Here is a 10,906-nt window from a genome sequence, read left to right on the forward strand (position 1 = left end):
AGGGTTGGCGGTGACTGGTCTGACGCTTTCGCGGGCAAGCCTCGCTCCTACGCCGCGTAACGCAGCGGCCACACTACGCCTCGTAGGAGCGAGGCTTGCCCGCGAAGACGTCAGCGGCCACACCGCAACCAGATCGCAAAAAAACACACCGTCACGATGAGCTGATTCGACCTCCCCCACCCGCTTCGCCGCCGTCACCCGGCTGTCACAAACATCTGCTGTGCTGGCGCGCATTGCTTCTTCGCCAAAGGATCGCGGCCATGTTCTCAGTGCTCAAACCCCACCGTTGGAAACTCGCCAGCCTGCTGCTGGCGGCCAACCTCGGCCTGCTCCTGCACCTGGCCTGCGGCGAGTTGAAGGCGGTCGGCGAATGGGTCTGGCTGGACATAATCGGTGAAGGCGGCACCGCGCTGCTGGCCCTGATCTGGCTCGGCCTGGTACTGAAAAGCCGCCCGGCGGGACGGGTCACCAACTACCTGGCGCTGGGCCTGAGCTGCATCTTTTTCTCCTGGTGGATCGATAGCCTCGACGAGTTCATCCGCCTGCCCGAGAGCATCGCCTGGGACCATTGGCTGGAATCCGCGCCGATGCCGGTGGGCATGGTCCTGCTGACCATCGGCATCTACCACTGGCACCGCGAGCAGCTGGCGATCAGCGCGCAGATGGAAAAACGCGAACGGCTGTTCCGCGAGCACCGGCTGTTCGACAAACTCACCCCGCTGGGCGGCGCCGACTATCTCAAGCGCCAGCTGGCCGACAGCCTGCAGGACAGCCAGCGCCAGCAGCAGCCGCTGTCGCTGCTGGCCCTGGACCTGGACAACTTCGCCGCGATCAACCAGGACTTCGGCCATGCCGAGGGCGACGCGGTGCTGCAGGCGCTGAGCCATTTGCTGCTGCTCAACCTGCGTCGCCAGGACCTGCTCTGCCGCCTGGCCGGCGACCGTTTCGTGGTGCTGCTGCCCAACACCGGCGAGAGCCAGGCGCGGCTGCTGGCCCAGGAGCTGCAACAGGCGGTCCGCAGCCTGGCGCACAAGAGCCGCCAACACGGCGAACGCTTGCAGCTGTCAGCCTGCACCGCGGTGGTGATGGCCCTCAACGAGACGCCGGAAGAACTGCTCAAGCGCCTCAACCTGGCCCTGGCCCGGGCCAAGCAGCCGCTGGCGAAAAGCGCCTGAGGCCCGGCCATGACCCTGAAAACCAGCTGGTACGAAAACGACAGCCGCTTCATCCCCGGGCATTACCAGCCGGCGAGCCTGATCGACCTGGCGCTGTCGCGGGACATCGACAGCCATCGCCTGCTGCGTGGCACCGGGTTGTTCCATGAAGACATCCTGGCCGGCCAGACCCGCCTCAGCCCGCAACAGTTTCTCGGCCTGATCGGCAACAGCCGGCGCCTGCTGGACGCCGACGACAGCAGCTTCCTGTTCGGCCAGCGCCTGCTGCCCGGGCATTACGGCGCCGCCAGCCATGCCCTGCGCCACGCGCAGAACCTGCACCAGGCCCTCGACACCCTGGTGCAGCAACAGGCGCTGCTCAGCCCGCTGGCCAGCCCGCGCCTGCTACTGGACGACCAATACGCCTATTTCTATTGGCTGGACAGCTGCGGCGCCGGCGAACAATGGCGCTTCCTGCTGGAGGCCAGCATGACCTCGCTGGTGGCCATGAGCCAATGGCTGAGCGGCCAGCGCCTGCCCTGGGAATGCAGCTTCAGCCATGCCGAGCCACGCTATGTCGAGCAGTACTGGGTGCACCTGGGCGAGCACACCCGGTTCAAGCGGCCCATGGACCTGATGCGCATCCCCCGTGAATACCTCGCCCAGCCCTGGCCCAACGCTTCGGCCACCGCCGGCCAGGTGGCGCGCCAGGAAGCCCTGGGCCAGGTCGAGCAACTGGGGTTTGCCTCGAGCTTCCTCGACTGCGTCTACCGCTACCTGCAAGACCATGTGCGCCAGGCGCCGAGCCTGGAACAGACGGCCCAGGCCTTCGCCATGAGCGCGGCCACCCTCAAGCGCAAACTGCACAAGCACGACAGCGGCTTCCAGCAGCAGGCGGACCTGGTGCGCAAGCACGTGGCGCTGTACCTGTACCGGATCAAGGGCCTGAGCAACGAGGAAGTCGCCGAGTACCTGAGCTTCAACGACGCGGCTAATTTCCGCCGCTCGTTCAAGCGCTGGACCGGCAGCACGCCCAACCTGATCCGCCAATTGTTCAGCAGCGGTTGAAACAAAGGCTGTTTTTCCAAGGGAAAAAGCGGCTACTCTTGGCCCAAAGAACCACACCATCACACCTCTGCTGCACGACTTTCCGCCATTTTGGCCGAGCTTTTTGCTTAAGACCCGAGACACCTGAAACGACCTGTCTCGCCCGTCAGCGCCGGCGCGCTCTCCAGCCCGCCGGTGCATTGCCCATTGCCATTACGGAATAGAGTCATGACCCCAGCCCATCTGTTGAACACGCTGTTTCCCACCGCCGCCGACATCCCCGAGCAGTACCGCCTGGATGGCCAGGTCGAGCAACGCGAATACCTGGTCGACGGTCAATTGAAGACCTGGAACGGGCCCCTGGCCCTGGTCCGCAGCCCGGTGTACCTGGACACCGCCCATGGCGACGAGCAGGTGATTCTCGGCAGCACCCCGCTGCTCGACGCCGACACCGCGCTGACCGCCCTCGACGCCGCCGTGCGCGCCTACGACCGTGGCCAGGGCGCGTGGCCGACAATGCGCGTGGCCGAACGCATCCAGCACGTCGAAGCCTTCCTCGGGCGCATGCGCGAACAGCGCTCGGCGGTGGTCAAGCTGCTGATGTGGGAAATCGGCAAGAACCTCAAGGACTCGGAAAAAGAGTTCGACCGCACCTGCGACTACATCGTCGATACCATCAACGCCCTCAAGGAACTCGACCGCCGTTCCAGCCGCTTCGAGCTGGAGCAGGACACCCTCGGCCAGATCCGCCGCGTGCCACTGGGCGTGGCCCTGTGCATGGGCCCGTACAACTACCCGCTGAACGAGACCTTCACCACCCTGATTCCGGCGCTGATCATGGGCAACACCGTGGTGTTCAAGCCGGCCAAGTTCGGCGTGCTGCTGATCCGCCCGCTGCTGGAAGCCTTCCGCGACAGCTTCCCGGCCGGGGTGATCAACGTGATCTACGGCAGCGGCCGGGAGACCGTCAGCGCGCTGATGGCCAGCGGCAAGATCGATATCTTCGCCTTCATCGGCACCAACAAGGCCGCCAGCGACCTGAAGAAACTGCACCCCAAGCCGCACCGCCTGCGCGCGGCCCTGGGCCTGGACGCGAAAAACCCCGGCATCGTGCTGCCGCAAGTCGACCTGGATAACGCGGTCAACGAGGCGGTCACCGGCTCGCTGTCGTTCAACGGCCAACGCTGCACCGCGCTGAAGATCCTCTTCGTTCATGAAAGCGTGGTCGACGCCTTTATCGAAAAATTCAACGCCAAGCTGCTCAACCTCAAACCGGGCATGCCGTGGGAGCCTGGGGTGGCGCTGACGCCGCTGCCGGAGTCGGGCAAGGTCGACTACCTGCATGCCTTGGTGGCCGACGCTATCGACAAGGGCGCCAAGGTGGTCAACCCCGGCGGTGGCGAAGCGCGGGCCTCGTTCTTCTACCCGGCGGTGCTGTACCCGGTGAACAGCCAGATGCGCGTGTACCAGGAAGAACAGTTCGGGCCGGTGGTGCCGATCGTGCCGTATCGCGACCTGGAAACGGTGATCGACTACGTCCTGGAATCGGACTTCGGCCAGCAGCTGAGTATCTTCGGCACCGAGCCGGCACAAGTCGGGCATCTGGTGGACACCTTCGCCAACCAGGTCGGGCGCATCAACCTCAACGCCCAGTGCCAGCGCGGCCCGGACACCTACCCGTTCAACGGGCGCAAGAACTCCGCCGAAGGCACGCTGTCGGTGCATGACGCGTTACGCACCTTCTCGATCCGCACCCTGGTGGCCACCAAGTTCCAGGAGAGCAACAAGGAACTGATCAGCGACATCATCCGTAACCGCGAGTCGAGCTTCCTGACCACCGATTACATTTTCTAGAAACGGAGAACTTCCCCTGGGCCTGCCAACCCCCTGGCGATCCTTTCGCCTGCCACCGCTGTTGCGCCGCTTCCTGCTCCCGGTACTGGACCCGTATCGGCGCTACCGCTACGCCAAGCTGATCCATGCGGTGCGCGTGGCCCTGGGGTTGCTGGCCACCATCGCGCTGACCACCGGCCTCAATCTGCCCCACGGCGAATGGGCGTCGGTGACCATGCTGGTGGTGATCGGCGGCTTGCAGCACCACGGCAATATTGGCAAGAAGGCCGCGGAGCGGGCCATCGGCACCCTGATCGGCGCGGGCGTCGGCCTGGTGCTGGTGGTGCAGCAGGCGTACCTGGGCATGTCCTGGCTGACCTACCTGGGGATGTCGGTGGTGTGCGGGTATTTCTCCTATCACGCCATCGGCAAGGGCGGCTACACCGCGCTGCTGGCGGCGATCACCGTGTTCATCGTCGCCGGCCATGGCGACAACCACGTCAGCGATGGCCTGTGGCGCACCGTGGATATCCTCATCGGTATCGCCCTGGCCCTGGCGTTCTCCTTCGCCATTCCGCTGTATGCGGTCTACTCCTGGCGCTACAACCTGGCCAGCGCCTTGCGCGACTGCGCCACCCTTTACGGACGCATCATCGGCGGCCAGTCGGTGACCGACGACGAACACCTGAAGTTGCTCGGGCGCCTCAACAGCACCTTGCTGCAACTGCGCTCGCTGATGCCCTCGGTGTCCAAGGAAGTGCGGATCTCCATGACCGAACTGGACGCCATCCAGCGCAACCTGCGCATGTGCTTCAGCACCCTGGAAATCCTCGGCAATACCCGGCCGGACCTCAGCGCCCCACAAGCTCGCGAGCAACTGCAACAGGTGTTGAAACACGAACACCGGCAGGTGCGCATACAGCTGGTGGGCATGGCCCGCGCCCTGCAATCCGGCGCCACCAGACGCCTGGGGCGGCCCCTGGATAGCGCGGCCTCCTCGCCCCTCGACACCTCGGTCTACACCGCCTTGGACGGCTATCGCCTGCTGACCCGGCAACTGCTGGCCAACCTCAACGAGATGCGCCAGCGCCTGGCGAAAAGCGCGGAGCACTGGAAGATCTGAGGCCGTGGGCACCCGTCGCGCAATGCCATGAAGCGCGCCACAATGCAATCGTCCGAACCTGCAGCGCCTCACATCATGACCGCCACTCGCCCTGCCACTGCTTCATCCGCGCCCTGCTCGGTACTGCTGCTTGCCGGCGGCCGCGGCGCGCGCATGGGCGGACGGGACAAAGGGTTGATGCCCTGGCAGGGCAAGCCGCTGATCGCGCATGTCCAGGCGACGGTGCGGCCGTTCAGCGACGACCTGATCGTCTCCTGCAACCGCAACGCCAATCGCTATCGCGCTTATGCCGACCAACTGGTCGAGGACCCGCAGAAAGATTTCCCCGGCCCGCTGGCCGGCGTTTTGGCGGGCCTGGCGGTGGCGCGTCACCCCTGGATACTGGTATTGGCCTGCGACGCGCCTAAAATCGATGCCGCCCTGATCGAGGCCATGCTGGCCGCACGGACGGCGCCAGGCAGGCCGGTGATGGTGCAACAGGCCGGACAATGGCAGCCCATGTTCAGCCTGATTCCCAAGACTTTGTTGGCGAACCTGCAGCACGCCTGGAGCCAGGGCGAGCGCAGCCTGTTACGGGCGTTGTTGCAGCACCGGCCACAGGCATTGGCCTGCGCCAGCGACGACCCGCGCCTGAGCAATTTCAATACCCCCGAGCGGCTCGAGTAGCGCCGGTGCATGCTGCGCTTCCGGGGCGTTCAAGCGCTCCATACAACCTGGGCCGGAGCGTTATTGCGTCACGACCCGACGACGCAAGCCCAGGCTCCAGCCCTGCTGCATGCCGGCCGCCGCCAGCAGGATGGCGATCACGCCGATCCATTGCAGCAGTTCCAGGCGATGGCCGAAGGCGAACCAGTCGACGAAGATCGCCGCGATCGGATAGATGAACGACAGCGCGCCGGTCAGCGCGGTCGGCAGTTTCTGGATCGCGCCGTACAGCAGCACGTACATCACCCCGGTGTGGACGATGCCCAGGGTCAGCAGGCTGGCCCAGGCCTCCGGTGCCGTGGGCAGCGCGGAGAGATTGGCCCAGGGCGCCAGCAGCAACACCCCGGTGCAGACCTGGATCAGCGCGATCAGGTGCGGCGGCGTGCCGGTCAGGCGCTTGATCAAGAGCGCGGCGAAGGCATACAGCAGGGCCGCCCCCAGCGCCAGGACGATGCCCAGCAGATAATCGTTGCCCCCTGCCCCTTGCTCGCCATGGGCGCTGACGATCGCCAGCATTCCGGCAAAGGAAATGCTCAGCCAGAACAGTTTCTGCGCGGTGATTTTCTCGCCGAGAAACAACGCCGCCAGCCCCACCAGCATGAACGGCTGGACGTTGTAGACCGCGGTGCCGATGGCGATCGAGGCCCGGGAATAGGAGGCGAACAGCAGCACCCAGTTGCCGACGATGGCGACACCGCTGAGCACGGCGAGGAGAAAGGTGGTGCGCGTCAGGATGCCGGGGCGCAGAAAGCCGAAGCCGGCGCAGATCAGCAGCAGGGTCGCGGCACCGAACACGCAGCGCCAGAACACCACGTCGAGCACCGGCTGCCCGGACACCAGCACGAACCAGCCGATGGTCCCGGAAATCAGCATGGCGGCAGTCATTTCCAGTGAGCCGCGGCGTAATGATTTGTCCATGATCTTTCTCCTCAACAAGAGCCAAAAGTATGACAATCGGCTCCTGCCCGGCTCAAGACACAATGGCAGGCTAAAATTGCGTTACACCTTTTTTATCAAGGTATTTCTCAGGTTTTACCTAATGAGGTCAGCATGATCGACGAGATTGACCAGGCGCTGATCAGCGCCCTGATGGAAGACTCGCGCCGCTCGCTCAAGGCCCTGGCGCAGATCAGCGGGCTGTCTTCGCCCAGCGTCGCCGAACGCCTGCGCCGCCTGGAAGAGCGTGGCGTGCTCAAGGCCTATACCGTCGAAGTCGACCCCAGGTTCTTCGGTTATCAGTTGCAGGCCATCGTGCGTATCCGGCCGCTGCCGGGGAAACTCCAGGAAGTCGAACGACAGATCCTGGCCATCCCCGAGTTCACCGAGTGCGACAAGGTCACGGGCGAGGACTGCTTTATCGCCCGCCTGCATGTGCGCGACATGGAGCAACTGGACAGCCTGCTCGACCACCTCAACAGCTGCGCGGAAACCAATACCGCGATCGTCAAGAAAAGCCCGGTGAAACGGCGGTTGCCGCCGATGGCGTAAAGCCTGGGCTCGCCCCGGATGCCCAAAAACTGGCTAGACTCGGGACCTCATCGACGAAGGATCCGCACCGTGAAAAGCTCTTTCCTGTTGCTGGCGGCATTAATGCTCTCAGGCTGCGGAACCATCGATACCGTCTTCAGGGAAGACGCGGTGACCAGCCAGAAACTCAAGGAGCGAAAAACCTACTGCGGTGGCGTCCCGCGTATCTACAGTGGCGTGACTTACGATTTCTGTAGCTTGCATGCTCCTGAGCCAGAGAACGGCGCAACTTATATCGGCCCGGCCTCGAACCAAGCCATGCTGCTCGATATGGCCGTCTCGGGCGTGCTCGACACCCTGCTGCTGCCCTACACGATCTATCGGCAACACAGCGACGGCAGCCTGATCATTGTCCAATAGCGAGGTGCTGCGATGCTGTCTCATGTCTACATCGGCATAACCGATTTTGAGCGGGCCTGGAGTTTCTATGCACCGCTCATGGACACGCTGGGTTTGCGGGTGCGCTTTTGCGACCCAGCCAAGCCCTGGGCCGCCTGGGTCAGCGAAAAGGCCCCGCGCCCATTGCTGGTGATTGGCGCCGCCTTCAATGGCCAGCCGGCAACCAGCGGCAATGGCCAGATGATCGCCCTGCTCGCCCCCGATCGCGCCAGCGTCGACCAGGCGCATGCCCTGGCCCTGGCTAGCGGCGGCATCTGCGAAGGCCCGCCCGGCCTGCGCCCGCATTACCACCCTGACTATTACGGCGCCTATTTTCGCGACCCGGACGACAATAAGCTCTGCGTGTGCTGCCACGACCCGGCCTGACCCTGGGTTGCCGGATCGCAGACAGCAAAAAGCCCGCCGAAGCGGGCTTTTTGTTTCAGGGCTTACAAGAATCAGTCGTCGCGACCCATGATGCCGAACAGCTGCAACAGGCTGACGAACAGGTTGTAGATCGATACATACAGGCTGATGGTCGCCATGATGTAGTTACGCTCGCCGCCATGAATGATGGCGCTGGTCTGGTACAGGATGCACACCGAGGAGAACAGCACGAAGCCCGCGCTGATCGCCAGTTGCAGACCGCTGATCTGGAAGAACAGGCTGGCCAGCACCGCGCCCATCAGGACGAAGAAACCGGCGGTGATGAAACCACCGAGGAAGCTCATGTCCTTGCGGGAGATCAGCACGTAGGCCGACAGGCCACCGAATACCAGCGCGGTCATCGCAAAGGCCGAGCTGACCACTTCAGCGCCGCCCTGCATGCCCAGGTAACGGTTGAGGATCGGGCCGAGCAGGAAGCCCATGAAACCGGTCAGGGCAAACGCCGACACCAGGCCCCAGGCCGAATCACGGAGTTTGTTGGTGAGGAAGAACAGACCGTAGAAACCGATCAGCACCACGAAAATGTTCGGGTAACCGACCCGCATCTGCTGGGCCACATAAGCCATCACGCCGCTGAAGGCCAGAGTCAGAGCGAGTAGGCCGTAGGTGTTGCGCAGGACGCGGCTAACTTCTAGCTGCTCGGCCTGCATGCTGTTATTAACTGCGTAATCCTGTTCGCGCATGGCGACACTCCTGTTGGTTGAAACGTTCAGTGGCAAAGATCATAACAGACGCTCTGCAACAAGCTATGTACAGAGTTTGACAGTGTGTTTCATTCAGGTATTATGGCGCCCGCAACAAAAACGGAGGTGTGGCCGAGTGGTTTAAGGCAACGGTCTTGAAAACCGTCGACTGTAACAGGTCCATGAGTTCGAATCCCATCGCCTCCGCCATCTTATGTACGACAAAGCCCTGATTATTCAGGGCTTTGTCGTTTCTGGGATCCGCAATTTTATTCCGTCCTTTCTGGGTCGTTTCCGCATCTTTTCAGCCATTTCCGCAACCCTTCCCTTCTGACAAGTGCGTTCTACTCAAATCAAATTACTCGCGGCCCAAATGTCTTCAGGTGTTTCGTCGAGCGGTTGAATCCACAGCCGATTCTGTTGAAAAAGTCGGATTTTCAGCTCACCTGAGCTCAGGCACGACCACCACCGGAGAACCTACTCACCGCATTGAGTGGTTTCTCGGCCCTAGTCATTCCAAAGCAGACCATGGCAAGTGGTTATCAGATAGAGAGGGGTCCGCAGTTTTATCCGACTCTTGACTGGTCATTCCCATCCCAGTTTTCTGTAGGAAGTCTTGTCTTGTTCAGGAAAGTCCGTCAGGTATTCGCCCCACTGCATATGCGCATAATATTTAGTCATCGCTTCGAAATGACTTTCAGCCTCGACCTCCCAAACAAGCTTCGCTTCCGAATGCATAAGCGCACGCGCACCATCACCTTGAGCACCGGCTAGACAAAAGGTCTGACAGCCATCAGGTTCCTGCCAAAGTTCATGATTCATATTCGAGGTTCTGTTTTTTAAGGTCGTTATGGTGCCCGAAAGTCTGATGGAACGGCCGTTATGGATCGGCTCTGTAGACGAGACTGAATCTGAACGCCGACTTTTTCAACAAAATCGGCCGAAAGCTGACGTTTAGGAGTAGCTCTACCCTCGCGTTTCCAACTGTAGAAGCTGAAATCATCAGCTAACCAACCGAATAGCTGACCATAACCCGCACGTGATCGCCGACGGATTCGCTGGTGATGAGAAGCCGACACTCGCCTCTTCCAGTACAGTCGTGGGCCGGTTTTGCGGGGCAGGTTGAAGCATGAATACCCAACGAAGGCGTAATGCCATTATGCGCAAGAAGTTGCGCAATCGCCGGCGACATTTCACCCTCAACTTCGCTACAACCAACGTACTCCGTGGCCTGTAGACAAGTGCGCAAGAAGTTGCGCAGTACTGCGCAACTTCTTGCGCACTTTCACTCTGCTCCTTCCCCTCCCGCAAGGTACGAGAGTTCAGGAACAACGCTACAAGCCACGGTTTATATAGCCAAAGTGAATTTTGGCACGACTCTTGATAACGCTAAGCGCACCCACCGGGCGATCCGCCCCACCGGGCACCTTTATTTCTTAGCAAGGAGAGCATCCATGGCTACACCAGCGTATATGTCCATCACCGGCACCAAACAAGGCCTGATCACCGCCGGTGCCTTCACCGCTGACTCCGTTGGCAACACCTACCAGGAAGGCCACGAAGACCAGGTCATGGTTCAGGGCTTCCAGCACGAAGTGATCATCCCGCGTGACCCGCAGTCCGGCCAGCCAACCGGCCAGCGCGTACACAAACCCGTAGTCATCACCAAGGTTTTCGACAAGGCTTCGCCACTGCTGCTGGCAGCCCTGACCTCCGGTGAGCGTCTGACCAAGATCGAAATCCAGTGGTACCGCACCTCTGCCGCCGGCACCCAGGAGCACTACTACACCACCACCCTGGAAGACGCGATCATCGTCGACATCAAAGACTACATGCACAACTGCCAGGACCCAGCGAACTCGCACTTCACCCACCTGGAAGACGTGCACTTCACCTACCGCAAAATCACCTGGACCCACGAAGTCTCCGGTACTTCCGGTTCCGACGACTGGCGTTCCCCGGTCGCGGGCTAAGTCCGGCCGACCGTTACACCAACATCGGCCAGCTCT

The 10,906-nt window shown here is 62.0% G+C and carries 12 protein-coding genes and 1 tRNA gene; 10 read left to right on the forward strand and 3 right to left on the reverse strand.

From position 1 onward, the window contains the following. The first annotated feature begins 260 nt into the window (after positions 1-260). The 5 genes from BLV20_RS23250 to mobA all read left to right on the forward strand — a co-directional run bounded on the left by BLV20_RS23250 (position 261) and on the right by mobA (position 5,823). Complete coding sequence (locus tag BLV20_RS23250) at positions 261-1,175, forward strand: GGDEF domain-containing protein (protein ID WP_092304793.1); 915 nt, start codon at positions 261-263, stop codon at positions 1,173-1,175. Positions 1,176-1,184: 9 nt separating this feature from the next. Continuing rightward, the gene (locus tag BLV20_RS23255; protein ID WP_092304794.1) at positions 1,185-2,222 is read left to right on the forward strand and encodes an AraC family transcriptional regulator; all 1,038 of its coding nucleotides are present in this window, start codon (positions 1,185-1,187) and stop codon (positions 2,220-2,222) included. Positions 2,223-2,429: 207 nt separating this feature from the next. After that, positions 2,430-4,055 carry an NADP-dependent glyceraldehyde-3-phosphate dehydrogenase gene (locus BLV20_RS23260; RefSeq protein ID WP_092304795.1) on the forward strand — a complete coding sequence of 542 codons (1,626 nt, stop codon included), beginning with the start codon at positions 2,430-2,432 and terminating at the stop codon, positions 4,053-4,055. 61 nt (positions 4,056-4,116) lie between these two features. Continuing rightward, on the forward strand, positions 4,117-5,157 hold the full coding sequence (locus BLV20_RS23265) for an FUSC family protein (RefSeq protein ID WP_092304796.1): 1,041 nt from the start codon (positions 4,117-4,119) through the stop codon (positions 5,155-5,157). 75 nt (positions 5,158-5,232) lie between these two features. Beyond that, positions 5,233-5,823, forward strand: coding sequence for a molybdenum cofactor guanylyltransferase MobA (gene mobA / locus BLV20_RS23270; protein ID WP_092304806.1), 591 nt, complete (start codon positions 5,233-5,235; stop codon positions 5,821-5,823). 60 nt (positions 5,824-5,883) lie between these two features. On the opposite strand, the gene BLV20_RS23275 is transcribed toward mobA, so the two are convergent. Beyond that, complete coding sequence (locus BLV20_RS23275; RefSeq protein WP_092304797.1) at positions 5,884-6,780, reverse strand: DMT family transporter; 897 nt, start codon at positions 6,778-6,780, stop codon at positions 5,884-5,886. Positions 6,781-6,912: 132 nt separating this feature from the next. Here BLV20_RS23275 and BLV20_RS23280 point away from each other — a divergent pair, with 132 nt between their 5' ends. From BLV20_RS23280 to BLV20_RS23290, 3 genes are all read left to right on the forward strand, one after another. After that, positions 6,913-7,350 carry an Lrp/AsnC family transcriptional regulator gene (locus BLV20_RS23280; RefSeq protein ID WP_023964513.1) on the forward strand — a complete coding sequence of 146 codons (438 nt, stop codon included), beginning with the start codon at positions 6,913-6,915 and terminating at the stop codon, positions 7,348-7,350. A gap of 69 nt (positions 7,351-7,419) precedes the next feature. After that, positions 7,420-7,749 carry a YceK/YidQ family lipoprotein gene (locus BLV20_RS23285; protein ID WP_092304798.1) on the forward strand — a complete coding sequence of 110 codons (330 nt, stop codon included), beginning with the start codon at positions 7,420-7,422 and terminating at the stop codon, positions 7,747-7,749. A gap of 12 nt (positions 7,750-7,761) precedes the next feature. Continuing rightward, the gene (locus BLV20_RS23290) at positions 7,762-8,154 is read left to right on the forward strand and encodes a VOC family protein (protein WP_092304799.1); all 393 of its coding nucleotides are present in this window, start codon (positions 7,762-7,764) and stop codon (positions 8,152-8,154) included. Between the two features lie 71 nt (positions 8,155-8,225). Here the strand turns inward: BLV20_RS23290 and BLV20_RS23295 are convergent, their stop codons facing one another. Further along, positions 8,226-8,897 (reverse strand): Bax inhibitor-1/YccA family protein, encoded by a 672-nt coding sequence (locus BLV20_RS23295; RefSeq protein WP_092304800.1) that lies wholly within the window; start codon positions 8,895-8,897, stop codon positions 8,226-8,228. A gap of 122 nt (positions 8,898-9,019) precedes the next feature. Here BLV20_RS23295 and BLV20_RS23300 point away from each other — a divergent pair. Further along, positions 9,020-9,107 (forward strand) — tRNA-Ser (locus BLV20_RS23300). A 375-nt stretch (positions 9,108-9,482) separates the two neighbouring features. On the opposite strand, the gene BLV20_RS23305 is transcribed toward BLV20_RS23300, so the two are convergent. Further along, a complete protein-coding gene (locus BLV20_RS23305; protein WP_092304801.1) occupies positions 9,483-9,719 on the reverse strand; it encodes a hypothetical protein in 237 nt (78 codons plus the stop codon). A gap of 632 nt (positions 9,720-10,351) precedes the next feature. Between BLV20_RS23305 and BLV20_RS23310 the strand changes: the two genes are divergently transcribed. After that, the gene (locus BLV20_RS23310) at positions 10,352-10,870 is read left to right on the forward strand and encodes an Hcp family type VI secretion system effector (protein WP_009041653.1); all 519 of its coding nucleotides are present in this window, start codon (positions 10,352-10,354) and stop codon (positions 10,868-10,870) included. Positions 10,871-10,906: the final 36 nt, after the last annotated feature.

The sequence above is a fragment of the Pseudomonas sp. NFIX28 genome, from assembly GCF_900107395.1.
Classification (GTDB): domain Bacteria; phylum Pseudomonadota; class Gammaproteobacteria; order Pseudomonadales; family Pseudomonadaceae; genus Aquipseudomonas.